Below are 25,749 nucleotides of genomic sequence, written 5' to 3'. Positions count from 1 at the left end.
TTGATGTATAAAAAAATAAGCTCTCATTTCTGAGAGCTTATTCTATTTAATTAATTGATTATTCTTTAATGAATTTCTTCTGAGCTGTGCCCTGAACATCATCAATGTCAATTACGTACACACCGTTAATCAATCTGCTTACGTCAATCTTATTATTTAAGATAATTCCGCTTGAGACTAGCTGACCAGCAGCACTGTAAATCTTGTAATTGGCTTTTTTACTAACATTCTTAACATTCAGAATTGATTTAACTGGGTTTGGATAAATCAAAATATCTGTTTGATTAAGTGTATTAGCGGCTGGTAATTTAGAAATTCTTACTGTGTAATCTTCTACTTCACCATCAGTAAAGCTTATACAATTTACAGGAATAGCGTCTTTAGCCATTGCCACTCTCATTACAACATATTTATCTGTAGACCCTACGAAAGCATCAGCCGGCACAGTAAATGTAGCACTTGCTGTAAGATTCGTATTCGGACCATCAGCTAAAATTCTTTCATCAAGATCAAAAGTTCCACTTCTGTCGAAGTCAATCCAAACAGCTACTCCAGCTTTAGCTCCCGAGCTAAGTGTTTTATCCACTATAATTTGGTTGCCTACAGAACCTTGAACCATATCAATAAACTTCAAAGGAACTGTTGTAAAGTCTGAATAAGCAGAACCTGGTGTAATATTAATCATCTCTGGTTTACCTGTTGGCTTCGCTGTTACTTTTGAAATAAATTCAGAAGCAAAGTTAGTTGAATGCATTTGGCAATAAACGACTGTTGGTGTTGTAAAGTAGTATTCTGGTGTAAAGTTACCAGGTGTACCCGTACAAACATTTGCTACCTGCATTTCATATTTTGTTAGTTCTAATAATCCTGTTATTGTATAGGTATTATTACTTACGTTAATTGTCGTCCAGCTTGGTATTCCTACTTTTCTGTATCTTAATATATAGTTATTAGTAGCACCTGGTCCGGTATAAGCATCCCAAACTACTTCTGCAGTTGTAGGAGTCAACTGAGTGATTGTTAATCCCGGAGGTGGAATTTCACAAACTCTAACCGTAGTAAACACTTGAGATGTAGACCAAGGATTAAACGCTAAAGATCCAATACATTTATTTCTTACCTGTACTTCATAAGTTTTATAAGAACTTAAACCTGTAAGAAGGTAAGTATTCGCAGGTGGTTGCGGAGTTGAAGGTAATGCAGGCCACCATGTTGGTGTGCCAACTTCTCTCCACTGTAATTCATAAGTTGCTCCAGCTGCAAGCGGATTCCAAGTTACTAAAGCAGATGTTGAAGTAATGTTCGTCACTGTTATATTCGGAGGTGTAGGATCACATTTGGTCATAAACTCGTTATGTGAGAATGTACCTACATTTGTGTTATTACAAACTGCTGCAACTTCCACCTCATAAAGTGTATATGGTGTCAAGTTTGACAAAGGAGATCCATTTGTAGCTCCTCCTACAGCACCTACTGTAATAGGACCAGCTGCTGGTAACCATTGAGTGGTACCTACAGGTCTGTATCTGATTTGGTAAGAAGCTCCACCTATATCTTGTGGCCAAGTAATATTTGCCGAATTATGTGTAATAGACGCAGGCACTACTGTAACAACCGGTGTAGCTGTGCTACAAACCCTTAAGATAATATTATCTACGGCAGCAGGCGGCTGGGTTCCTCCACTACTATCATTAGTCCATTCGAATACCAAACGCATTACACCAGTCGCAAAACTAGTAAGATTTAAATTGGTATTTAAGAATGTCTGCCAAGTAGTACCCTGAAGGTTATAATGACCTACTTGAATTCTACCTGATCCTGCCGTAATAGCCGTTCCTGCAGCTGGTAAGAATGAGGCAGGCACTAACCATACTCTCAAATAATCGTACTGAAGACTTCCACTTCCTTCTCCAGCAGCTTTCCAGTCAAATGAGAATGTAGCAACACTAGTTCCAGCTGGAATAGCTATGTCTCTGTATGCATGAGTCACCGATGTTGTACCTGTCGTGTAAGCATTTGCAGTTCCATTATTATTAGAAATATAGATTGAATTGCCTGTATTTCCAGTTGCAGAACCATAAAACCATTTATTTACCTGACTACCATTAATAAAACCAAAATCGTTTGGTCCCGTAAATGGTTGAATATAAGGTAGGGTAGCAGGAATCTGAGTTGTAGTAAATGATGGTCCTTGAGATAAGTAGCTTTTATCTGTTCCAGAACATACTGCTCTTACCCACCAGTAATACACTGTACTTGGAGTCAGAGTTGTCGGTAAAGTCACCGTTGTTCCAGGTCCAGTAACTGGCCCGCTTGGTGCACCTGTTGGTGTAGTCGGTGAAGTTGAAACCCAATATTCATATCCCCCAGCTGGTGGCGTAGCAGGAGCATTCCAGTTAAGAGTTGCAGAATTACCTGTTACACCTGTCACAGTTAATCCTGTAGGTGGTAAACAAGTAGGTGGTGCAACTACAGCCAAAGTAAAGTCTACATAACTTCCATATGGTGCTGGTCCACAAGGAGTAAGCCCCGTACTACTATCAGCAGTAAAGCATCTTACTCTATAATTTCCTAATGCAGTACCTGCTGGTACTGGAATTGTTCCTGATAAAGTTGCAGCCCATGAAGTATTTGCAAGAACCAATTCTCCTGGATCAGAGAAAAAGCCGTCATTATTCCAATCTATCCATACTTTATAATAATAAGTACTACCACCTGCACTTGCTAAGTTAACATTTACGTTATTTCCCGGAGAAGTTAACGCAGTCAAATTAGAATTAATATATGCGTTGTAAGAAGTTGCTGTATAATTAATATTTGTCCACCCTCCTGTAGTAGTAATACTATTTAAATAATAAGAAGTAGAGCTGCTTCCTCCTGTTGGTGTACAGTAACATTGTGAAGGAAGATTTTGTCCAACAGAAACTGTATTAGATGTGGCTGCCTGGCTGCTATTGGTACAAGTAACCACACAACGATAATCAGTAGCAGCTGTTTGACTAGCAACAGTATAAATAGGAGCTGTAGCACCTGCAATTGCAGTAAAAGTACCTGCACCTGCCGGGCTGCTATACCATTGATAAGTAATACCTCCTCCAAAAGTATAACCGGTAAGTGTTAAATCAAAAGGCACACCTGCACAAGCATTAGTAGCTGCTGCAGATGCAGTTCCAGAAACAGGCAAACCTGTACAAGCTGTACCAGCAACAACAGTAATATTATAATCTTCTGTTTCACCAGATCCAAAATTAGTACAAGCATCAGTAGGAAGATTTGGATTAGCATTTCCTCTAGTTCTTATACGCATACGTGTTAACCCCGGCACGGCTGAAACCGGAATAGTAACTGGTACACTAAGGGTAGTTCCTGAAGGAATACCTGCAGACCCACTCCCTGGTCCCACATAGAAATGTTCAGTAGCACTTAGTGTTCCATCTTGATTCCAATCTATCCACACAGAGGTAATAGCTCCTGTATAAGTACCTGCAGTGCTTATTGTTATACTTAAATTTTCAGTTGTCCCCATCACTACTGTAGTTGTAGCAGAAGGGTAAAAAGTATAATAAGGCGAAGCTGTAGGCTGAGCAGTTGAAGAGTTATTATTAATAGTGCCAAATAACACATTGTTTATCAGCGTACCATTACCTCCGGAATTTACAGGTGGGCAATAATTTAAACACGTAATCCCCGAATTTTGTCCCACAGAAACTACACTAGAGTTTTGGGTACTTCCTCCATTGGTACAAGTTACTACACAACGGTAATCAGTAGCTACTGTCTGATTCGTAACAGAATAAGACAGAGTTGTAGCACCAGCAATATTTGTGAAGGTATTAGCACCTGCAGGTGAACTTTGCCATTGATATGTAATTCCTCCTCCGCTTGTTGCACCAGTAAGTGAAAGATTGAATGCTGTATTTGCACAAGTATTACTAACAGAAGCAGATGCTGTTCCAGCTGTCACAGCACCAGAACAAGCTGTCCCGGGACTATATCCAATTTGTAAAAAAGGTCTTCTATTAGTAATACCACTTATTGAATTATTAGTTGATGAAAGAGTTCCAGTTCCCGTTAAAGCAGTATCACATATACCATAAATACTACTTGGAACTGTACTCCACAACCAACTAAAAGCCGCAGTTGAAGGGTTACCTGATACTTGACTAATATCCCATTCAACAGAAATCTCTAAAGAACCACCTGTATAAGTAAATGGCGCATTTAATGCAAAAGTAATATAATTTGGCGCCTGAGTCGCAGGAATAGCTTGATTTAAATTCTGATACACCAAAGTAGTTCCAGCATTCAGACTTGCCCAAGTCGCTGTTGCACTTCCATAACTGGCAACAGTAGAATTTTTCATATAAATTCTAAAAATTCCACCACCGGTAGTAGTTGCATTATTATTCTTTACCCAGCCTAAATCATTAATAATGGCTCCAGAGGTTATACCAGCAGCTGCAAGTTCACTTGCAGTATAAAGATATGAGTATCGGCTAGCATCATAGGCACTCGAGTTACTGGATCGGTAAATGGGTCCTGCTTGATGATCTGGTGTTCCCGCTGTTCCGGTAGTTATTTGGGCTACCTGTGCATGAACTATCAAACCTATAAGCAAACCCCAAATCAGTAATATTTTTTTCATATTATCAATTCTTAGTAATTAATTTTAAACTCATTAGATAATTTTTAAAGTAACTTGTTATAGATTTTTTAATACTAATCTGTTAGTAAAATGCCATCTAAACGATATTGTTAATAAACAATAAATTTGAAACACAAAATGTGTTAAGAATGTAAAGAATTTAATCATAGGCTGTATTATTTTATATTAAATACAAATCTAATCATTTTCTATAATTAAAATATAGATTAACCTTTTTTTTTTACAATTACTTCATCAAAACAAAGCTTATGATTTCAAAACAAAAAAATCCTCAGGGTTTTCCTGAGGATTCATTAGTATAAAAAAGAATTTATTACTTCTTGATAAATTTAGAATTTAAGCTTTCTTTTCCTTTATCTTCAATAGAAATTACGTAAGTACCTTTTATTAACGATGATACATTAATTTTTCCGTTGCTAATATTTCCATTGCTTACTAATTGTCCAGCTGCACTATAAATCTTATAAGTAGCTTTATCAGAAACTTTAGTAACATTCAAAATATCAGATGTAGGATTAGGGTAGATTTGAATACCGTTATTTAAAGCACCTTTTGTTTCTTTTGTATCTAAAACTAATAATTTAAAAGACTTACTTTGAGTAGAACCAAAATTAGTTGCTCCCTCAGCGATTACAACATTCCCTGCCGCATCTTTTACACTATAACTACCGTAAACTGTGATGCCATCTCCATCAGTATCATTAATAGTGAAGATATAGCAACCTGGTGCTAAATTCCATGTCTCAGTAACCAAAGCAGGCAAAGATATAATTGTATTTCCATTCGCAACACCATTTGCATATGGTCCCCCAGATTTCAAAGTAGCTCCTGCACTGTTTTTCAATGTCCATGTAGTTTCCGAACCATAGAAATCCGGTTGAAGCCTAAAATTGAATGTAGTAGAGCTAGCCACTGGTGTAGTTGTGAAGCTACCTGCAGCGGCATAAGCTGTATTGTTACTTGTTCTAGCATCAGAAGTTCCGTTCACAGAGGTAATCTGAGCTGAAATAGTAGAACTCTCTGTACCAGGAAGAGAAATTATCGCATATTTATCTTGAGCAAGGCTTCCTGTCCAATTGAAAGTCTGTGCAGCTCCACCATTTACTGTATAACTGATAACTGCAGATGTAAGCAGAGATGTTCCTCTATTGTAAATGCTAAACAAATAGGAAACTGAAGCTGTACCATCACAAGTAGAAGCAGCACTACAATTTCTTTCTGCTTTTAACTCAGCATCATTTGCAAACAAGGGTATTGCCACATCTTTTAATGAGGTTTTTAAAGAAGCTCTTCTTGGAGAATTATTCATTACTGCAGTAATTCTAGCTTTTTGATCATTTGTAAAAATATTCATACAAAGATCCATTGTATAATTCATATAATTACGAACCATATCTAAGCCCGGCATAGTAGGACAAGAGTCTTGATTAGGGTTACAAACATAATGAGCATCACCCACATTTGATGAGAATGGAGTATCATCAACATAATCTGTAAGACAGTTACCATCTCCCCAAAGGTGACGTAGTCCTAAAAAATGACCTACTTCATGGGTCATTGTTCTACCCAAATCTACATTCGGAGATAAATGGAAAGTACCGTCATTTGCATCATTACTCCCAAAACAGTAAAACCCAGCAACAACACCATCTGTCTCTGCCAAACCACCATTTGCATTAAGACCAGGTAAATTTGAACCTGAAGGAAACTGAGCATAACCTAAAAGCCCTTGAGTAGAGAAGTTTACACTCCACATATTCATATATTGAGTAGGATCCCATATAGTCTGTGGTTTTACAATATTATTAATTTCATCTGTAGACCATTCAGGATTACACATATTTACTCTGTCGATTCCATTTGTTGGATTGCCATTAGGATCTACTTTTGCCAAGGCAAATTGTATTTTAGTATCTGCACCAATTGTTTCTGTATTGTACCCACGTGTACCAGCCATTTTTCTAAAATCCTGATTCATTACTGTAATCTGAGACTGAACCTGAGCATCTGTAATATTTGGCCAAGCACCATAAGCTTCACCAGCATGAATAACGTGAACAACTACGGGAATTGTTATTACATCTCCATTTTGAGATTTGTTATTCATATTACTCTTAATCAAAGGATGTAGCCAAGCTTCAAATTGTCCTTCGTTCATTCTCTCAGGATATTTTTTCTGAAGGTAGTCTTCATATTCGCTAGATGAACAACGAATAAGGCCATTTGTCTTTTTCAATTCTTCAACAGTGTACACTTTTCCAAAAACTATTGTCTCACCTTCATTTGCTTTAATTTTCTGCTTTTGTCCGAATAAAAACGATGCAAACATTAGTGAAAATAGAAAAACCATTTTTGAAATGGTAGAAATCTTCTTCATAATTATTATTATTAAATTTCTACAAATATAATATAAATTACATTTATAATAATATTTTACTAATTTTATTTAAAAAAAATCATTATATTGCTTAAGTAACAACAATAACAAACACCCGTAAATTATTAAAAAATTAAATACAATGCGTTACATTATCATTATAACATCAATGATATTATTTATCATATCAAGTTGTAAAACAAATATAACTTCTAATGAAAAAACAATATTGAAAATTGAAAAAGTATCACTCTCTGAGCGTACGAGAGGCACCATAAGAGATATCACTCTATCAAATGGAAAACTGATTTATTCTATTAATGGGAATATTAATAGCCAAGAAATACCTCAAAATGATTGGTCTAAAATTGTAGAGTACGTAGAAGAAATAAATACAGAAGGTATTTCAAAACTAGAGGCTCCGACGACAAAACGGTTCAGCGATGCAGCATTGGCCTCACATATTACGATTACAAAAAATGGAAGTGATTATCAATCTTCAACATTTGATTCTGGAAACCCTCCTTTGGAGCTTAAAAAGCTTTATGATGAAATTCAAAGAATAATACAAACAAAAAAGAGCAGATAAAACCTGCTCTTTTTTTTATTTCTAAAACTTATACGCAATATTCCATGCAAAGCCCATATTAAATTTATTGGAGCTTTTTCCAAAACCGGGAACAATCATTGGAACAACTTCATCCTGTTTTGAAGTAACCATTAAATAACGGGGTTGCATACTGACATCTATGTAAAAATTAGATTCAAACAGCTGTACTCTTCCGCCTAAATTTCCTTCCAGCCAAAAAGATGATTGTGAAGAAGAAGGCATTGAAACCGACGAGCTGTTTCCGGCAAAACCACGAACCGGAATCGCCATATATTCCTGATTGTAAAATGATCCACCAATTTTTCCACCTCCATAAAAGCCATTAAAATCATTTTCACGGTCTCTTGCCAACATATAAAAGGCTCCGATTTTCACAAAAGGTCCGCTTGCTTTAGCATCGTACCCATTATTTTGGTAAATATTTTTATCAAAACCTGCTTCTATAATTCCGTGGAGATTGTCTTTTACTCTGGAAGAAATAAACCCCTGAAACATTTGTCTGTCCGAGAAAAATGAAACCCCTGCATTCAAGACATCAATACCCACAATAAAATTGGGCTCGTATTTCCATTTTGGTTTCTCAGCTTCTTTCTTTTCCTGTGCAGAAAAAATCATCAAACCGAAAACACTAAAAATTAAAGAATAAATTAGTTTTGTCTTCATTTTCTATAAAATTTTGCCCTTGTTCCACACTTTTCAAAGAATTCGGAGTCGATAATACTGAATTTACATTTTCGTAATTTTTCTTGGCACCACATCCTGGTGAAACATATATAGATTTCGTGGTGTAATTTATTCTTACCCTAGTTGAATCTTCGGTAGCAATTGTTTTTACATAAATATCTGTGTAAGGAGATTCATCCACACGTAAAGGAACAAATACGGAATCAACTTTAGAAAAAGTTCCCAGGGTTACAATTTTAGACCCGTAATCTACAAATACTTTTATATTGTCAAGCTTTGTAATTTTATTGTCTTTTCTAAATGAAATTTTCATTCGCGGCGTACCTTCACCGCTTTCGCAGATATCATCATCACCTCCACAAGAAATGACCGATGATAGGGCGAGAATTAATATGATAAATTTAAAATATTTCATACTTGAATCTTTATTTTGGATCTAAAGCTTTCTCAATACGGAAAACCAAATCTTCATTATGATATTTGCTGACCAAATCATTAGAAGTATTTTTTGCTAAAAGATCTTTTTTAATGCTATTTAAATTTCCTCTTACAATGGCAGAAACATCAGACTTATCAGAATTTTTGTTATCAATTAATTTTATTAAAGTATCTACATAATTTCTCTGAAGATTTCTTCCGTAAATGTCTGTATTTTCTTTTGTAATAATTGAATTGTTTAAATCTGAGAAAAACTCAACCAATGGATATGAATTTTGATCAACCGCTTCAGATTGATAAAGACTCTGAAGAACCATTGGACTCAAAACTCTTCCCAAAACAACATTCTGAATTTCTTCAACCGTTTTTACCGGAGTTTTACCTGTCTTCTCAAAAATATCTTTCTTAAGCAACCATTGCGGAGTGGTGAAAACATTTTCAGTTAAAAACTTCATCGCCTCTTTCTGATCTTTTTTGGCAACAACTTCATAAACCGCACCCGATTGTTCGGCAGTTTTCGGAGTTTCCATTTGTCCACCGATATATTTTGAAACGTGACCTAAATATCTTTTGAACTGTGTCGTCACCTGATCGTACATCATATCGAGATTTTTATAATCTTCGTTTGGTGTCTTCGTCCATTGATCTAAGTTATCCACAATTCTTTGCAGGTTTTTGATTCCGTAAGTACTTGCAATCATAGCATTATCACCAACTTGCTCACTTTGCGATCTTGGGTCTAAAGGATTGGTTTCTGTACCAAACCAAAGTCTTTCGTTTTTAAGATTTTTAATTACCCACTGATTCAGATATTGTTTTTCTGCATCCGGAGTTTTAAACTGATTAAATCTTTTATATCCCCACTCGATTGCCCAATCGTCATAATCACCAATTCTAGGGAAAATTCCGGCATCACCAATCTTATCTTCCGGTTGTGCAACATAATTAAATCTTGCATAATCCATAATCGAAGGAGTGTGACCGTTTTTCTCCAACCATTTTTTGTCTCTTAGTTTTTCAATAGGAACTGTAGAACTTGATCCATAGTTATGTCTCAAACCTAAAGTGTGACCAACTTCGTGAGAAGAAACAAAACGGATAAGTTCACCCATCAGTTTCTCATCAAACTCCATTTTTCTTGCTCTTTCATCATTTGGAGAAGCCTGTACAAAATACCAGTTTCTTAGCAACAACATTACATTGTGATACCAATTGATGTGACTTTCTAAAATCTCACCCGTTCTTGGATCGGCGATTGAAGGTCCTGAAGCATTCGGTACATCCGAAGGTTTATAAACAATTGCAGAAAATCTTGCATCTTCCAAACTCCATTCTGGATCTGCTTTCGGATCTGGGATTTTAGCTACAATTGCATTTTTGAATCCGGCTTTTTCAAAAGCTTTTTGCCAATCATTAACTCCTTGCATTAAATAAGGAACCCATTTTTTAGGAGTTGCAGGATCAATGTAAAATACAATTGGTTTTGCAGGCTCTACCAATTCACCTTTATTATATTTTTCTAAATCCTGCGGTTTTGGCTCAAGACGCCATCTTTTTACTAATGAAATCCTTTTTACACCTTGAGGATCTAAATCGAAATCGGTATAACCCACTGTAAAATATCCTACTCTCGGATCAAAATATCTTGCCTGCATTTTGTTTTCAGGAAGAAGCACGAATGAAGAATTGATTTCTACTGTATAATTTCCACTGATTTTTGGTGCAGGTCTTCCCAGAATTGCCGGGCTTGCAGGCGTTCCTAAAGTTCTTGCAAAAGTTTTAGTGGTATTAATTTCAATATTTGTAGGGAAAGATTTCACAAAATTGACGAATGACATATCTTTCTGGAAAGCGCCGACTCTATACGAATCTTTAGACCAAACCGAAAAAGAAGTCAGCTCGTTATCAGAATTCAGAACATCTGTAACTTCAATTACAGAAGAATTGTTCTTTACTCCGTAAGCTTTTACATCAAAAGATTTAATGATAGAATGCACATTATTTCTCGTAACCGAATTATACATCTGCGAGGTAGAATCTTTCGCATAATCTACGTGAGAAATAGAACGTAACAAGATTTTATCTTTGGGACCTTTTTCAAAAGCAATTACCTGCTGCCCGATTTGGTCTCCTGCATAACCAGAAGTTCCGGAACGCATTCCTGCAGCTGCTTTTGTTAATCTTGTTACCAAAAGAAACTCCTTTTTCAGCATCGCATCCGGAATTTCAAAATAATATTTGTCGTCTACTTTATGAACCGTAAAAACTCCCTGATCTGAAACCGCCTTATCGGTAATGATATCTTTAAATGGCTTAATCAGACTTTTCTTTTTATCATCTTTCTTTACTACGGCAGTATCTTTTTTTACAACAGTAGAATCTTTCTCTTTTTCCTGAGAAAATAAATTCTGCTGGGTAAAAAATAATGCACCAACTAAGAAAACAGTTTTACAGTTCTTTATCATATTCATTAAACTTTTGATTTTTGTATTTTCAAATTTAAGTAATTATTTCTTGATAAGCAGAGCAATATTCTCCACATGGTGGGTTTGCGGGAACATGTCTACCGGTAATATTTTCACCAAAGTATAATGCTCTTTCATTAAAGCTAAATCTCTAGCCTGAGTCGCAGAATTACAACTTACATACACTACTTTTTCCGGAGTTAATTTCAAAATCTGCTCAACTACTTTTTGGTGCATTCCGTCTCTTGGTGGATCGGTAATCAACACATCAGCTTTTGGGTGGTTTTCTAAAAACTCGTCATTGAAAACGTTTTTCATATCACCACAATAGAACGTCGTATTGGTTAAACCATTCAATTCAGCGTGTTCGATTGCTGCATCAATTGCTTCCTGTACAGACTCGATTCCAATTACATGTTTTGCGTTTCTTGCAACATATTGAGCGATTGTTCCTGTTCCTGTATATAAATCATAAACAACTTCATCACCTTTTAAATCAGCAAATTCAAGTGTTTTTCTATATAATTCTAAAGCCTGTTTGTAATTAGTTTGAAAGAAAGATTTCGGACCGATTTTAAATTTCAAACCGTCCATTTCTTCCATTAAAAATCCTTCACCGAAATATACTTTGATATTTTGATCGTAGATTGAATCGTTTTGTTTAGGATTAATGGCATAAACCAACGTTTTTATTTGTGGAAACTGCTCCAAAAGATAATCAAAAAGCTGAGTACGGTTTTCTTTTTCTTCTCTGTAAAGCTGGAATAAAACCATCCATTCTCCTTTTGAGTTTTGTCTCATCATCAAAGTTCTCAAGAAACCTTCCTGATTTTTAACATCAAAAAAATCTAAACCTTTATTTTCAGCAAATTTTTTCACTGCCAAACGAATTGCATTCGATGGATCTTCCTGAAGGAAACATTCTTTTAAATCTAAAATTTTGCTCCACATTCCCGGAATATGGAAACCTAACGCGTCTCTGCTTCCAAAGTTTTCCTCAGAACTTATTTCGTAATGACTCAACCATCTTGCATTAGAGAAAGAAAATTCCATTTTATTTCTGTAAAAATACTGCTCTTCTGCACCCAAAATAGGAACGGTTTCAAAATCATCGATTCCGCCAATTCTCTTGATATTGTTATAAACTTCTTCCTGTTTAATATCAAGCTGCTTTTCGTAGCTCATATTTTGCCATTTGCAGCCACCACAGGTTCCGAAATGAATACACTTCGGCTCAACTCTGAATGGAGATTTTTCTACAATTTCTTTTACTTCAGCCTCAAAATATTTTGATTTTGATTTTTTTATTCTTGCATTCACCACATCTCCAGGAATCGCTCCGGAAACCAAAACAGTTTTTCCTTCTTCAGTTTTTCCTATCGCAACGCCTTTTGCGCCCGCTGCAAAAAGTTTTATATTCTCAAGAATTACGTCTTTCTTCTTTCTCATATCAATTTCAGTATGATGAAGATAGCTTTCTACCCTATCTTCATCTATTTTCTATTTTTCTAATAATTTTCTCTGAAACCTTTCAGTTTCAATTTTGTCTGCAAAAATACAATAAAAAAAACCTTATCTGAAGACAAGGTTTTTTTATATTTTGTTTAAGCTAATTATTTTGCTTCAACCGGAACTTTCTCAACCTGAGGAGCCGGTTGTTGCTGTAAAGCTGAAGGATCAATCTGCAACTGAGCTGCCGGATCTACCTTTGGAGCTGAAAGACCTGTTTGCTTATCTAAGATTGTAATCAAATCCTGATCACCTAGATTTACAAAAGATCTGCTTGTTACTTTACCGTTTTTATCAACTACGATGAAGCTTGGTAATTTGAAACCGTATACTCCATATTTTTTAGCAATGTCAGAGTTTAAACCTCCGTCACCATAAACATTAGTTCCGGGAATTCCTTTTAATAAAGCATTGCTTGTTTTTGTAAACTGATCTTTAGTATCATCTAAATTTACGAATACGAAATTCATTTTAGATTTGTAGAAATTAACAACTTCTTTCAAAACAGGCATTGTACCTTCAGCAATGTAAGGATTCCAAGAAGCGTAGAAAACGATCATGTAAGGTTTTCCTTTGTTATCGCTTAATTTATAAGCTGAGCCGTCTTGTTTTACCAAAGAAGCTTCCGGTGCATCATCACCAATTTTGAATCCGTTGATTACGAAAAGCATTTTCTTCAAATCAGCTTTAATAGTAGCGTCTTTAATATCTTCTTCGATAATTTTTTTGATTTTATCGGTTGTAGCAGCAGGAGTTTGTGGATGTACATCAGACTGAGCCATTACGAAAGCTAATAAATAATCTTTCTCTGTTTGAGAAACTTCTTTTTTACCTTTCAAGAATTCATTAAATAACTCTGAAGTTGTAACATCTGTTTTTCCTTGAGCTTTTGCCTGAGCAAATGTTTGGAAATCCGGGCTCATTTTTGTTAAAAGATACTGTCTGTAAAACGGACTTGTTTTAATCATAGTTTCTTTATTCTCCTGAAGTTTAGCTTCATAATCTGTGAATGCCTTAGCTAATTTGAATGAAGGATTGTTACCCGACATTTGCTTTTTAGTCATTTCATAATTTACCAATAAATTAAGAATAGCCGTTTTAGCATCTATTTTTTTCCATTCAACCACTTCTTTTCCAGGATTGAATTTCTTTACGTTTTCTTCGATATTTTTATTGATATCAGCTTCAATTTTCTGCATTGCTTTCACATAAGCACCTTCATCACCTGAAGCCAACTGCTGAATATTCAGAGTCTGACCATAATTTGTTAGGAATTTCTGGCAAGCCTGAAAGAAGTCGTTATCACTTTTCGCATCACCAGTCACTACATATTCGTTCGGGAAAGTAGCAGAATTACCTGAAATATTAAGTTTCTGACCTCCTTTAAGGAAAATAAGATTCTGTTTTCCTGCATAGTTGATCACGTACATTCCGTTTTTTGGAGCTTCAAAAGTCCCTGCAAAGTTTCCGTCTTTATCGATACCAAAGTTAGCCAATGGCAAAGTAGCAACACCGGAAGCTTCTACAAACTCAATTCTCTCTAATGGAGAACTGCCTGCGATTTTTCCTTTTACTTCAACTTTTTTTGAACAAGACATTGCGAATATTGCAATGACAAACAACAAAAGATATTTTTTCATTTTTGATTTTAAATAATTTAGCAAAAATAAGTTTTTCAAATATACTAAATGCAATATTTGAAGGTAATTTATGAAAGATTTAACTAAAAAAATCGTCTCCACAAGGGAAGACGATTTTTTATAATTTATTTTAAAACAGATTATCCTCTGTCTGCATAAGCAGCCATGTATTCTCTGTTCATTCTTGCGATATTCTCAAGAGAAATTCCTTTAGGGCATTCTACTTCACAAGCTCCTGTATTTGAACAGTTACCGAAACCTTCTTCGTCCATAGCTTTCACCATGTTTAGAACTCTACGTTTCGCTTCTACTCTACCTTGAGGTAAAAGTGCGTACTGAGAAACTTTAGCTCCAACGAACAACATTGCAGAACCGTTTTTACAAGTTGCCACACATGCTCCACAACCGATACAAGCTGCAGCATCCATTGCTTTGTCTGCATCTTCTTTAGGAACCGGAATTGCATTGGCATCCAAAGTATTTCCTGAAGTGTTTACCGAGATAAATCCACCTGCAGCCATTACTCTGTCGAATGCGCTTCTGTCTACCATTAAGTCTTTGATAACAGGGAACGCAGCACTTCTCCAAGGTTCAATAACGATGGTTTCACCGTCTTTGAACATTCTCATGTGAAGCTGACATGTTGTAATACCTGTATCCGGACCGTGAGCTCTACCATTGATGTAAAGAGAACACATTCCGCAGATTCCTTCACGACAGTCGTGATCAAAAGCGATAGGTTCTTTTCCTTCGTTGATTAAGTTTTCGTTCAGGATATCTAACATTTCTAAGAATGAAGAATCTGTAGAAACATCTGATATTTTATAGGTCTCAAACTGACCTTTAGTTTTTGTATTTTTTTGTCTCCAAATTTTCAGCGTAAGATGAAGGCCTTTTTTTGCACTCATAATTATTTATTTATAGGTTGGAGATTATTTGTAACTTCTCGCTTTAACTTCGATGTTCTCATAGATAAGGTCTTCTTTGTGCAGAACTTCTTGCTTGATATCATCACCCTGATATTCCCAAGCTCCTACATATTTAAAGTTAACATCATCTCTTTCTGCTTCACCTTCCGGAGTCGCATGGTCTTCTCTGAAATGTCCTCCACAAGATTCGTTTCTGTGTAATGCATCGATAGCCATTAATTGACCTAATTCGATAAAATCGGCAACTCTGAATGCTTTTTCAAGCTCGGTGTTCATTCCTTCAGTTTCACCCATTACTTTTACATCTTTCCAGAAGTTCTTTTTCACTTCGTCGATCTCTACGATAGCTTCTCTCAAACCTTCAGGAGTTCTTCCCATCCCCACTTTATTCCACATAATGTGTCCTAATTGTTTATGGAAATAATCTACTGAGTGTGTTCCTTTATTATTAACAAAGAAGTTTACTTTGTCTTTAATTTCTTTTTCAGCTGCGTCAAATTCTGCAGAGTTGGTAGGAATTTCTCCTGTTCTGATGTCTGCAGAAAGATAATCTGCAATTGTGTAAGGAAGAACGAAGTATCCGTCTGCCAAACCTTGCATTAATGCAGAAGCTCCCAATCTGTTTGCTCCGTGATCTGAGAAGTTTGCTTCCCCAATTACGAAACATCCAGGAATTGTAGATTGTAAGTTGTAATCAACCCAAACACCACCCATTGTATAGTGTACAGCAGGATAGATCTTCATTGGAGTTTTGTAAGGATCATCAGCAGTAATCTTTTCGTACATTACAAATAAGTTACCATATTTTTCCTCAATCCAAGCTTTTCCTAAATCATAGATTTGCTGCTCTGTAGGATTGTGAATATGTTTTTCGATAGCAGATTCTTTACCTTTTTTCATGATCTCTGTAGAGAAATCTAGGTAAACACCTTCTTTAGTTTCATTATTTTCGATTCCGAAACCAGCATCACATCTTTCTTTACCAGCTCTAGACGCAACGTCACGAGGAACTAAGTTTCCGAATGCAGGATATCTTCTTTCTAAATAGTAATCTCTATCTTCTTCTTTAATATTTTCAGGTCTCAATTTACCTTCTCTGATGGCAACTGAATCTTCAATTTTCTTAGGAACCCAAATTCTTCCGGAGTTTCTAAGTGATTCAGACATCAAAGTCAGTTTAGACTGCTGTGTTCCGTGAACCGGAATACAAGTTGGGTGAATCTGTACATAACAAGGGTTTGCGAAATACGCTCCTTTTTTGTGAATTTTCCAAGCTGCAGAAACGTTAGAACCCATTGCGTTAGTAGAAAGGAAATATACGTTTCCGTAACCTCCTGAAGCAATTACCACTGCGTGAGCTGAGTGTCTTTCGATTTCACCTGTTACCAGGTTTCTTGCAATAATTCCTCTTGCTTTTCCATCTACGATTACCAATTCAAGCATTTCGTGACGGTTGTACATTTTTACTCTTCCTTTTCCGATTTGACGGCTTAATGAAGAATATGCACCTAATAATAACTGTTGACCAGTTTGTCCTTTTGCGTAGAAAGTTCTTTTAACCTGAACTCCACCAAATGAACGGTTATCTAATTGTCCGCCGTAATCTCTACCGAATGGAACCCCTTGAGATACACATTGGTCGATAATATTTGCAGAAACTTCAGCTAATCTGTAAACGTTTGCCTCTCTTGCTCTGTAGTCACCACCTTTAATGGTATCGTAGAACAATCTGTAAGTAGAGTCACCATCACCTTGATAGTTTTTAGCAGCGTTGATACCACCTTGTGCAGCAATAGAGTGCGCTCTTCTTGGTGAATCTTGGTAACAGAATGCTTTCACATTATATCCTTGCTCAGCTAAAGTAGCTGCAGCAGAACCACCTGCCAAACCTGTACCTACAACAATAATATCAATCTTATCTCTGTTGTTTGGTGCAACAAGGTTCATATGGTCTTTATGATTTTTCCATTTATCCTTAAGAGGACCAGCAGGAATTTTTGAATCTAATTTACTCATATTAGTATATTGATATTATTGAGTTACGTAATGAAAAATTGCAATAAAAATAAAACCTGCAGGAATAAGGATCGAATACCAGTTTCCGAAAGCTTTAATAACAGGAGTGTATTTTTGGTGTCTAGCTCCGATCGACTGGAAAGAAGACTGGAAACCGTGTGCCAAATGCAGACCTAATAATCCGAAAGCGACAACATAAAGAGCCACTCTCCAAAGGTCGTGAAACTTGTGGTGAAGTTCTGCCCAATATCTTGTCTCATCTGGTGTATTTGCCTGAATGTACTTGTAGTTCATTTCAGGAAAATAAAAATCATAAAAATGCAATACCAAGAAAGCTAAGATCACAGCTCCGGAAATAATCATATTTCTAGACATCCATGTAGAATTAGCCGCTCCGTTGTTGTTCGCATATTTAATCGGACGAGCCTTGTTGTTCTTAATCTCAAGAACGAACCCCATTGCAAAATGGAAAATCACTGCAAACATCAAAATCGGCTGCATCAGATACTGCACCGCCGGATTGTATCCCATAAAATGAGAAGCCTCATTAAAAACATCTTCGCTGAAAACGGATGTCATGTTGGTAGATAGATGCATCACTAAGAATATCAGCAAAAACATTGCTGAAAGTGCCATAGCATATTTTCTACCTATTGTAGAACTTGTTAAACCTGCCATATTAAGTTTAAATTTGAATTTCCACAAAATTATGAAATGTTAACAATACTAAAAAGTGAGAAATCTCACTATTAGACAGTTTGTAATCTTTCTAAATAAGATTCATAAGTATATTAAATACAAGAAAAAGCATTAAAATTTGAGATTACTTTAATTCATGAATTTTACCTTCAAACTTGACCATTTTAGCCGAAGCCGGAAAGTTTTTGATTTCCAAACTTTTTATCCTGCGTGACGAAACATATGGATTGATAATATACTGTTGAATTTTATCTTTATCATCTGAAGAACTTATCCAAAAGATGACCTTGTTTCCTTTTTTCACGGAAATAACATTTTCTTTTTTATAATGATGAACCACAAACTCATCTTTCTGATTATCAAAAAGATTAAAAGAAATTCTCACTATAAAAAATATGGTCAGTGCTAAAATTACATTTGAAATATTTCTAAAACTGAGTTTATCAAGCATAAATTTCAGGAAGTAAATAATTCCAAACAGGAGAAAAACCTCAGCTAAATTCAAAGGAATATTTTCAAAGAAAACGGCATCGAAATCAGCAAACCAATGAATTACTTTCAGCAAAATCTTAATAATAAAATCGTAACACCCATTAATTATTTCAAAATCTAAATTAAAACCCATCAAAGCTGTCATTAAAAAAGAAAATATAATAATGAGTTCAGAAAACGGAACGATTATAAAATTGGCGAGAATGGAAATCAATGAGAACTGATGAAAATAATATAAAACGAGAGGCAATGTCGCCAATTGTGCTGCAACAGAAATAGAAATTGTATTATAGATCAGTTTTTTGAAAAAATTATCCTGCCTCGGAAGGTATTTTAAAATGGGTTGATTGAGCCAATAAATACCCAAAACCGCCAAAAAACTCAATTGAAAACCTACATCGAAAATCTGTTGCGTATCAATCATTAAAATAATAAACGCCGAAAGTGCCATTGAATGGAGCAAATCTGGTTTTCGTTGAAGCAAAACATAAATAAAATATACAGAAATCATGATGCAAGACCGCACCACAGAATTTCCAAATCCGATAAAGACTGCAAAAATCCATATGAATAGTAAACTGATGACGATGGCATATTTTTTTAGACGAACAGATGAAAACCTCATCATCAAAAAATAAAACATTCCGAAAATTACGACAATATGCGTTCCAGAAATGGCAAGAAAATGCACCAAACCAGAACGGTTAAAATCCTGAACAGTTTCAGCATCAATTTCTGTGCGGTCTGCAAGAATAATTCCTTTTAAAAATTCACGACTGCGGAAAGACATTTCAGAATTATTGATTTTCTGCAAAGTTTCCAGACGTTTTTGCTTTATCTTTTCTGTAAAACTCAAATCACTTCTTGCAGCAGAAGAAATTTCTCCGTTAATATAACATTGATAGAAAATATTTTTCCGACTTAAATATTTTGAATAATCCAACTGAAAATCATGTTCTGGAGATTTTGGCTCAACCAAATAAGCTTTTGCTTTATAATAGTGATTAAAATCTAATTCTTTCCGAGTTTTTTCAACATTCGCAATCGCTTGAAAAGGCTGATTATCAAGCTCAGCTAAAACCTCATACTTCTTATATCTTTCGTTTGAATTTAATTTTTTTGAAACTTTAAAAATGATGGTTTCATTAGTTTTTACATTAACCTTTTGAGTCGTAGAGTTATTATAAAAATGAAAAATAATTCCCAATCCGAAAAAGAAAATCATCAAAAGGAAATTCCTGATTTTAAATAAAATCTGACTTTTCAGGAAAAATAATCCGAAAATAATGATAGAAAAAAGTAAAATTAGAATGATGGAACTTTGCTCAAGAATCAACTTATCCTGAAAGAAAATCCCAAGAATAAAACAGAGTACAACAATCAAAAGAGGTTGCTTGTTCAAAATCATTTGTGTTTGAACAAACTAAGTTAGAAAATTTTAGAATACAGAAATAGATTTATTTCTATTTTTTGAGATTTAAAACAATATCAGCAGCATTTTCACTTGCACCTTTTCCACCCAATTTTTCTCTGAGCAATTTAAAATCCTGAAGCATTTCACTTCTTTTTTCACCATCAATAATGAAATTTAATTCTTTGACTAGATTTTTAGTATTAAGTTCACTTTGAATTAATTCTTTCACCACTTCCCTATCCATAATCAGATTCACCAAAGAAATATATTTGATGTTTTTGACTAATCTTTTGGCGATGGCGTAAGAAATTTTGCTTCCGCGATAACAAACCACTTCCGGAATATTCAACAGAGCCGTTTCTAAAGTTGCAGTTCCCGAAGTAACCAAAGCTGCTTTTGAACATCTCAGTAAATCATAAGTTTTGTTGGAAACGAAGTGCACATTTTCATCAACATATTTTTGATAAAATTCCTTTTCAAGACTTGGTGCACCTGCAATTACAAACTGATAATTCTCAAAATGCGGACGAACAGAAAGCATGATTTCAAGCATTTTCTCCACTTCTTGTTTTCTGGAACCCGGCAAAAGTGCAATGATCTCTTTTTCATTTAAATCGTTTTCAGTTTTAAAATCATCAACAGAAATATTCTGAAGTGTAGAAATTGCATCTAATAAAGGGTGCCCAACAAAGTGAGATTTTACATCATGTTTGTGATAAAAATCTTCCTCGAAAGGTAAAATCACCATCATTTCATCAACATATTTTTTGATGATTTCAACACGACCTTCTTTCCAGGCCCAAAGTTGAGGAGAAATATAGTAGACTACTTTTATCCCCAATTCTTTTGCAAATTTTGCGATTCGCAAATTAAAACCGGGATAATCAACCAAGATTAAAACATCAGGTTGGTTGTTTTTAATATCTTCTTTGCAGATTTTAATATTATTTAAAATCGTTCTCAGATTCATCGCAACTTCCAAAAAGCCCATAAAAGCCAAGTCACGGTAATGTTTTACCAAAGTACCGCCTTGTTTCTGCATCAAATCTCCGCCCCAAAATCTGAATTCTGCGTTGGAGTCTTTTTCTTTTAAAGCTTTCATTAAATTGCTACCGTGCAAATCTCCGGAAGCTTCACCTGCGATGATATAATATTTCATAAATGACAATTGATAGGCGATGAATGATTTTGTCTATTGAAATGACATTTAATCTCAAATTGCAAACATCAAAATTCAAATTATAATTGAGTAAATTTGCTTCAAAGATAATGATAAAAAAATGTCAGAAGAATTTGAAATAAAAAATAAAGTAGCAGCGAGTGGATTGATCAACTTTGATCTTACTGATCTTGTTCCCAAAGGCACAAGAAAAGGTATTGATCTGAAAGATTTTCTTTTCATGGAAATGATTTTAAAAGAGAAAGATTTCCGTGAAAAAGTGGCAGCTATCGATACTGAAGAATACAAAGATGCTTTCGTTTACGTTTACAACTCTGCAGATGCAATTGTTCCGCTTTGGGCGTATTTTTTAATTACTGCTAAATTAACAGACGTTACAAAAAAGATTGTTTTTGGAAATGCTGAAAACCTTGAAATCGTTTTAATGCATGACGCCATCAAAAATCATGATTTTTCTGAAATGAATGGTAAAAGAGTTTTAGTAAAAGGTTGCTCAGACAAAGCGATTCCTGAAAATGCGTATGTTGAATTGGTAGAAAACCTTAAACCGATTGTAAAATCTCTGATGTTTGGTGAGGCTTGTTCGAATGTTCCTATCGTTAAAAATTAATGGTAAATAATAAAAAAAAACTTACTATTATTTTATTCGTAGGTTTTCTATTTGTTTATTTCATCGGAAGTTTTTCAAAAGTACCTTTTGGAGACTCTGTTGATTTTGTTCTAAATGCTGAGCGTGGTACATTTATAAACTCAACTTCTACCTATGCGCATTTTCTTTACAGCAATACTTTGGTACTTTTAACAAAAGCATTACCATTTGCAGAAGGCAGAGAAATTGCAAGGTGGCTTACTATTGTTTCAGCAGCACTATGCGTCCCCATACTTTATAAAACATGTCTTTTGATTACGAAAAGCAATCTTGCTTCTCTTACTGCAAGTATAGTTTTTGGGCTAGGATTCTCATTTTGGAAGAATGCCGAGATTGTAGAAATATATACTTTCAATCTACTAATTATCTCATTATTTTTCTATCTTGTTATTTTAACAATACTCTCTAAAAGATACATTTTAATTATTTACAGTGCTATTATACTAGGAATCAGTCTATTCAGTCACATTCAAAATGTTTTAATTTTTCCCGCTTTCGGAGTTCTAATATTGTTAATTGTGCCGAAAAAAATTAAATATATTTCCATCACTATTTTAGGGGCTCTATTTTTAGGGCTGTTTATTTTTCCATTAAAAAATAATGAGCCTTTATCTAGTGTTTACTCTTCTGGTGTGGTCTCTGAAAAAATATCTAATACTAATATTTTAAAAAGTTTATTAATTGCAATCGGTTATCTTGTTTATAATTTTTGGTACTTTCTAATTTCTTCAATCCTAGGGATGTTTCTTTTATACAAAAAAAATAAACTCTTATTCTTTTTTTTAACAGGAAGTGCTTTACCAATATTTATTTTCTCAATAATTTTTGGCGTTTCAGATAATTATGTATACTTCATTCCGTTTAATTATATTCTTGCAATATTCTTAGGACTTGGCGTATCAGACGTTATTTCACTTAAATTAAGGCAATGGCTTGCAAAGTCTGTGATATTGATACCTGCATTTTATTTTTTGACCTACAAAATTATTATTCAAATTCCACAGGCAGAAAATTTTGCAAAATCTAAATCTTACAAAGGTGGTTTAAAATATTATTTACTCCCGTGGATGAATAACAATGTCGGAATATTAGAATTCACTCTTGATAAAAAAATACCTCCTGAGCCCGTTGATTGGATGACAAAAAGTGCCGAAGAATATATATACTTATTAAAAATCAAAGGCTATACTGAGAAAGAGATTAAAGAACTTTAGGTCTGGAATACTTATACATATCTATTTTTTTAATAACTTTGAGTTTATTAACACTTAAAAAATAAACACAAAAATGAGTTTAATTGATTTACTTACAGGAAACACAGGAAATCAGGTTGCAGAACAAGCTGAAAACAAATTCGGAATCAGTAAAAACCAAATCATTGCGCTATTGGCGGTGGCAACACCTCTTGTAATCTCCTATCTGAGAAACAAATCTCAGGACAATAAAGAAGCTGAGGCTTTAAATAACGCACTAGATAAAGATCACGACGGAAGTATTTTAAACGACACTTCGCAGTTGGAAACGAGACAAAGTGAAGGCGGATCGATACTCTCTCATATTTTCGGAAATGAGAAAAGCACTGTTGAGAATCAACTCTCACAAAATACAGGAATCTCTATTGATAAAATCGGTCCTATTTTGGCAATGCTTGCTCCGGTAATCATGGGCTATATTGGTAAAGAAAAACAACAGAATAATGTTGGAGCAGGAGGTCTTGGTGATCTTTTAGGAGGAATTTTAGGCGGTGCACAAACTCAGGCTCAACAGCAACAGTCTAATCCACTGAACGATATTCTTGGAAGTGTTTTAGGAGGAGGACAATCGCAATCTTCAGGAAATCCTTTGAATGATATTTTAGGAAGCGTTTTGGGAGGAGGACAACAAAAACAACAACAAAGCGGAGGCGGTTTAGGAGATCTTCTTGGTGGACTTTTTGGAGGAAAATAATTTTTCAAAAAATAAAAATATGGAAGTACCGGAGATTTTTCTTCGGTATTTTTTTTATATCCGATTTAAAATATTTTAAAATTTCAATAATTAATTATTGTTTTGCGATAATTAATTATACATTTGCAATAATAAAATACTTACACATGAAAATAACATTATCAGGCTTAGTTTATTGGCTTGCAAAAATTTGCTTTATTCTCAGCATCCTAATCCTTATCTATATTATTTCCGGACTATTAATATATATGTATGAGGAGATTAGTAACATAAAGACCAACCTTATTGATAGAATACATCACGAAGGGAAAGAAATGGTTCATCTAAAATTGCCTTTTACAAAATTTGCAGTCGGATTTCCAACAAAATCTTTATCACCTATTTTCATGGTTCTTGTTTTTGGATTTTATTCTTTTTATTTTTTTTTAATGCAAAAATTTTTCGCAATTTTCAATACCAACACTTCATTTACTGAAGAAAATCTAAATGCGTCTAAAAAGTTTTTACAAATAAATATTGTTCCTATAGTTTTTTGGATGGCAATGATCATCTACTCTATTTTTAATACTCATGAAATCCATTTTAGCGAAAATTTCATTTTCATTCTTATCCATATTTTCATCACTCTTCTCATTTATCTTTATCAAGACATTCTCAAAAAAGGACTGCTGTTAAAAGAAGAAAATGATCTAACTATATAAATTCTATAAAACTAAGATTCACTTTAATATAAATTTAATATCAAAAAAATTATACAATGAAAAAACTATTTTTAATAATCTTCGCATTTACAATCAGTACTTTCTCTGCTCAGGAACTTACAGATGAGCACAAAAAAATGCTGAAGTATGATGATACTTCCAGTTTTTCTACATTAGTGAATAAGGAAAATATTAATGCTTGTTATCCCATAGAAAATATATCTTACTCATTATTAGCTTTGGCAATCAAGATGAATAGTTCTAAGGTTTTCCAAAAACTTATTGATGAAAAAGCAGATTTAGAAAAAATATGTGACGGCAAAACACCTTTAATGTTTGCTGCTAAATATGGCAATCTTAATATCGCAAAAAAACTTTTGGAAAATGGAGCAAAAAAAGAAACCAAAACAGAAAAAGGTTACAATGCTTTGGATTATGCCAAAAAATATGATCAAAAAGAAATCATTACACTTTTAGAATAAATTACAGCTATGAAAATTATCGGAAAAGATTCACTCTCTCAATATATCAGTTATTTCATTTTTGTATTGTTTATTATTCTGGTAGGAAAATCGATCTATGAGCAAATTGGTTATTGGGTTTCCTATTATAATTATAGCAATCATTCATACATTTTATCCACCTTTTTTGTAATTGGGAATGATGTAGGTTGGGAAATAAACAAGTTTACAAGCAAATATGATGATGTGATGAAATTTAAATTCTACATTCCTTTTACTACACAAAACTTAATTACTGGGATTTTTAATTTAGGAACATATATCAACAATACTGTAAGAGATTTATTCTTAGTAGGCTTCTTTTATACAGGCTATAAAAGTTTTAAAGAAATAAGCAGCGATAAAGTTTTTAATCTCAATGTAATTCTATGGCTGAAGAGATTTGGATGGCTTAATATTATATTTTCAATATTAATACTATTCATAAGTATTTTTCATTTAAACATTTTTGGTACATCAGATCTATATACGTTTTACTTTTTATTTTTTGGAGTTTTTATTTTATTCATTGTAGAATTCTTTAAAAAAGGGTACGACTTACAATCTGAAAACGATTTAACAATATAAATTATGCCAATAGTAATCAATGTAGACGTCATGTTGGCGAAAAGAAAAATGCAGTCTCAGGAACTTGCAGAAAAAATAGGAATTACACAAGCCAATCTTTCAATTTTAAAAACAGGGAAAGCTAAAGCTTTGAAGCTCTCTACATTAGAAGCAATCTGTAAAATTCTCGATTGTCAGCCGGGAGACCTCCTTGAGTATATAAAAGATTAAGATTTGTAACGCAAATAGTCTGTTAAACTTTGATT

At 34.2% G+C, this 25,749-nt stretch carries 20 protein-coding genes; 8 read left to right on the top strand and 12 right to left on the bottom strand.

The annotated features are described in order from the left end of the window. Positions 1–58 precede the first annotated feature (58 nt). Entirely contained in the window at positions 59–4,645 is a 4,587-nt protein-coding gene (locus FDY99_RS12980) for a GEVED domain-containing protein (RefSeq protein WP_139422046.1), read from the bottom strand. A gap of 334 nt (positions 4,646–4,979) precedes the next feature. Further along, the gene (locus FDY99_RS23210; RefSeq protein WP_139422044.1) at positions 4,980–7,043 is read right to left on the bottom strand and encodes a T9SS type A sorting domain-containing protein; all 2,064 of its coding nucleotides are present in this window, start codon (positions 7,041–7,043) and stop codon (positions 4,980–4,982) included. A gap of 142 nt (positions 7,044–7,185) precedes the next feature. Here FDY99_RS23210 and FDY99_RS12970 point away from each other — a divergent pair, with 142 nt between their 5' ends. Then, positions 7,186–7,632: a hypothetical protein gene (locus FDY99_RS12970; RefSeq protein WP_139422042.1), complete on the top strand. Its 447-nt coding sequence runs from the start codon at positions 7,186–7,188 to the stop codon at positions 7,630–7,632. A gap of 21 nt (positions 7,633–7,653) precedes the next feature. Here the strand turns inward: FDY99_RS12970 and FDY99_RS12965 are convergent, their stop codons facing one another. From FDY99_RS12965 to lpxB, 10 genes are all read right to left on the bottom strand, one after another. Next, entirely contained in the window at positions 7,654–8,316 is a 663-nt protein-coding gene (locus FDY99_RS12965; protein ID WP_139422040.1) for a DUF6048 family protein, read from the bottom strand. Further along, on the bottom strand, positions 8,282–8,752 hold the full coding sequence (locus FDY99_RS12960; RefSeq protein WP_139422038.1) for a DUF6452 family protein: 471 nt from the start codon (positions 8,750–8,752) through the stop codon (positions 8,282–8,284). The genes FDY99_RS12965 and FDY99_RS12960 overlap by 35 nt, the downstream gene beginning before the upstream one ends. A gap of 10 nt (positions 8,753–8,762) precedes the next feature. After that, positions 8,763–11,240 (bottom strand): zinc-dependent metalloprotease, encoded by a 2,478-nt coding sequence (locus FDY99_RS12955; protein ID WP_228448791.1) that lies wholly within the window; start codon positions 11,238–11,240, stop codon positions 8,763–8,765. 42 nt (positions 11,241–11,282) lie between these two features. After that, positions 11,283–12,689 (bottom strand): 23S rRNA (uracil(1939)-C(5))-methyltransferase RlmD, encoded by a 1,407-nt coding sequence (rlmD, locus tag FDY99_RS12950; RefSeq protein ID WP_139422034.1) that lies wholly within the window; start codon positions 12,687–12,689, stop codon positions 11,283–11,285. A 164-nt stretch (positions 12,690–12,853) separates the two neighbouring features. Beyond that, positions 12,854–14,389 carry a TlpA family protein disulfide reductase gene (locus FDY99_RS12945; protein WP_139422032.1) on the bottom strand — a complete coding sequence of 512 codons (1,536 nt, stop codon included), beginning with the start codon at positions 14,387–14,389 and terminating at the stop codon, positions 12,854–12,856. A gap of 140 nt (positions 14,390–14,529) precedes the next feature. Continuing rightward, positions 14,530–15,297 carry a succinate dehydrogenase/fumarate reductase iron-sulfur subunit gene (locus FDY99_RS12940; protein WP_074232040.1) on the bottom strand — a complete coding sequence of 256 codons (768 nt, stop codon included), beginning with the start codon at positions 15,295–15,297 and terminating at the stop codon, positions 14,530–14,532. A gap of 24 nt (positions 15,298–15,321) precedes the next feature. After that, positions 15,322–17,334: a fumarate reductase/succinate dehydrogenase flavoprotein subunit gene (locus tag FDY99_RS12935; RefSeq protein WP_139422029.1), complete on the bottom strand. Its 2,013-nt coding sequence runs from the start codon at positions 17,332–17,334 to the stop codon at positions 15,322–15,324. A 15-nt stretch (positions 17,335–17,349) separates the two neighbouring features. After that, the gene (locus FDY99_RS12930) at positions 17,350–18,012 is read right to left on the bottom strand and encodes a succinate dehydrogenase cytochrome b subunit (protein ID WP_066674590.1); all 663 of its coding nucleotides are present in this window, start codon (positions 18,010–18,012) and stop codon (positions 17,350–17,352) included. A 145-nt stretch (positions 18,013–18,157) separates the two neighbouring features. Continuing rightward, positions 18,158–19,933 (bottom strand): ComEC/Rec2 family competence protein, encoded by a 1,776-nt coding sequence (locus FDY99_RS12925; RefSeq protein WP_139422027.1) that lies wholly within the window; start codon positions 19,931–19,933, stop codon positions 18,158–18,160. A 55-nt stretch (positions 19,934–19,988) separates the two neighbouring features. Then, entirely contained in the window at positions 19,989–21,098 is a 1,110-nt protein-coding gene (lpxB, locus tag FDY99_RS12920; RefSeq protein ID WP_139422025.1) for a lipid-A-disaccharide synthase, read from the bottom strand. A gap of 121 nt (positions 21,099–21,219) precedes the next feature. Between lpxB and FDY99_RS12915 the strand changes: the two genes are divergently transcribed. From FDY99_RS12915 to FDY99_RS12885, 7 genes are all read left to right on the top strand, one after another. Continuing rightward, on the top strand, positions 21,220–21,729 hold the full coding sequence (locus FDY99_RS12915) for a DUF2480 family protein (RefSeq protein ID WP_139422022.1): 510 nt from the start codon (positions 21,220–21,222) through the stop codon (positions 21,727–21,729). Next, a complete protein-coding gene (locus FDY99_RS12910; protein ID WP_139422020.1) occupies positions 21,729–22,982 on the top strand; it encodes a glycosyltransferase family protein in 1,254 nt (417 codons plus the stop codon). The genes FDY99_RS12915 and FDY99_RS12910 overlap by 1 nt, the downstream gene beginning before the upstream one ends. Positions 22,983–23,055: 73 nt before the next feature. Next, positions 23,056–23,715 (top strand): DUF937 domain-containing protein, encoded by a 660-nt coding sequence (locus FDY99_RS12905; protein ID WP_139422019.1) that lies wholly within the window; start codon positions 23,056–23,058, stop codon positions 23,713–23,715. Positions 23,716–23,861: 146 nt separating this feature from the next. Then, positions 23,862–24,416 carry a DUF2975 domain-containing protein gene (locus FDY99_RS12900; RefSeq protein ID WP_139422018.1) on the top strand — a complete coding sequence of 185 codons (555 nt, stop codon included), beginning with the start codon at positions 23,862–23,864 and terminating at the stop codon, positions 24,414–24,416. 56 nt (positions 24,417–24,472) lie between these two features. Continuing rightward, positions 24,473–24,898, top strand: a complete 426-nt coding sequence (locus FDY99_RS12895; RefSeq protein ID WP_139422016.1) for an ankyrin repeat domain-containing protein — start codon at positions 24,473–24,475, stop codon at positions 24,896–24,898. A gap of 9 nt (positions 24,899–24,907) precedes the next feature. Further along, positions 24,908–25,504, top strand: coding sequence for a DUF2975 domain-containing protein (locus FDY99_RS12890; protein ID WP_139422014.1), 597 nt, complete (start codon positions 24,908–24,910; stop codon positions 25,502–25,504). A gap of 3 nt (positions 25,505–25,507) precedes the next feature. Continuing rightward, positions 25,508–25,714: a helix-turn-helix domain-containing protein gene (locus FDY99_RS12885; RefSeq protein ID WP_139422012.1), complete on the top strand. Its 207-nt coding sequence runs from the start codon at positions 25,508–25,510 to the stop codon at positions 25,712–25,714. The last annotated feature ends 35 nt before the right edge of the window (positions 25,715–25,749 follow it).

The organism is Chryseobacterium mulctrae (assembly GCF_006175945.1).
GTDB lineage: Bacteria > Bacteroidota > Bacteroidia > Flavobacteriales > Weeksellaceae > Chryseobacterium > Chryseobacterium mulctrae.
Note: the sequence above shows the minus strand (reverse complement) of the source record. Positions and strands in the feature narration are given on the sequence as shown.

Excerpts from the sequence above, each read along its gene's own strand:
- FDY99_RS12980 (WP_139422046.1), bottom strand. The coding sequence starts at position 4,645 with ATGAAAAAAATATTACTGATTTGGGGTTTGCTTATAGGTTTGATAGTT.
- FDY99_RS23210 (WP_139422044.1), bottom strand. The coding sequence starts at position 7,043 with ATGAAGAAGATTTCTACCATTTCAAAAATGGTTTTTCTATTTTCACTA.
- FDY99_RS12970 (WP_139422042.1), top strand. The coding sequence starts at position 7,186 with ATGCGTTACATTATCATTATAACATCAATGATATTATTTATCATATCA.
- FDY99_RS12965 (WP_139422040.1), bottom strand. The coding sequence starts at position 8,316 with ATGAAGACAAAACTAATTTATTCTTTAATTTTTAGTGTTTTCGGTTTG.
- FDY99_RS12960 (WP_139422038.1), bottom strand. The coding sequence starts at position 8,752 with ATGAAATATTTTAAATTTATCATATTAATTCTCGCCCTATCATCGGTC.
- FDY99_RS12955 (WP_228448791.1), bottom strand. The coding sequence starts at position 11,240 with ATGATAAAGAACTGTAAAACTGTTTTCTTAGTTGGTGCATTATTTTTT.
- rlmD (WP_139422034.1), bottom strand. The coding sequence starts at position 12,689 with ATGAGAAAGAAGAAAGACGTAATTCTTGAGAATATAAAACTTTTTGCA.
- FDY99_RS12945 (WP_139422032.1), bottom strand. The coding sequence starts at position 14,389 with ATGAAAAAATATCTTTTGTTGTTTGTCATTGCAATATTCGCAATGTCT.
- FDY99_RS12940 (WP_074232040.1), bottom strand. The coding sequence starts at position 15,297 with ATGAGTGCAAAAAAAGGCCTTCATCTTACGCTGAAAATTTGGAGACAA.
- FDY99_RS12935 (WP_139422029.1), bottom strand. The coding sequence starts at position 17,334 with ATGAGTAAATTAGATTCAAAAATTCCTGCTGGTCCTCTTAAGGATAAA.
- FDY99_RS12930 (WP_066674590.1), bottom strand. The coding sequence starts at position 18,012 with ATGGCAGGTTTAACAAGTTCTACAATAGGTAGAAAATATGCTATGGCA.
- FDY99_RS12925 (WP_139422027.1), bottom strand. The coding sequence starts at position 19,933 with ATGATTTTGAACAAGCAACCTCTTTTGATTGTTGTACTCTGTTTTATT.
- lpxB (WP_139422025.1), bottom strand. The coding sequence starts at position 21,098 with ATGAAATATTATATCATCGCAGGTGAAGCTTCCGGAGATTTGCACGGT.
- FDY99_RS12915 (WP_139422022.1), top strand. The coding sequence starts at position 21,220 with ATGTCAGAAGAATTTGAAATAAAAAATAAAGTAGCAGCGAGTGGATTG.
- FDY99_RS12910 (WP_139422020.1), top strand. The coding sequence starts at position 21,729 with ATGGTAAATAATAAAAAAAAACTTACTATTATTTTATTCGTAGGTTTT.
- FDY99_RS12905 (WP_139422019.1), top strand. The coding sequence starts at position 23,056 with ATGAGTTTAATTGATTTACTTACAGGAAACACAGGAAATCAGGTTGCA.
- FDY99_RS12900 (WP_139422018.1), top strand. The coding sequence starts at position 23,862 with ATGAAAATAACATTATCAGGCTTAGTTTATTGGCTTGCAAAAATTTGC.
- FDY99_RS12895 (WP_139422016.1), top strand. The coding sequence starts at position 24,473 with ATGAAAAAACTATTTTTAATAATCTTCGCATTTACAATCAGTACTTTC.
- FDY99_RS12890 (WP_139422014.1), top strand. The coding sequence starts at position 24,908 with ATGAAAATTATCGGAAAAGATTCACTCTCTCAATATATCAGTTATTTC.
- FDY99_RS12885 (WP_139422012.1), top strand. The coding sequence starts at position 25,508 with ATGCCAATAGTAATCAATGTAGACGTCATGTTGGCGAAAAGAAAAATG.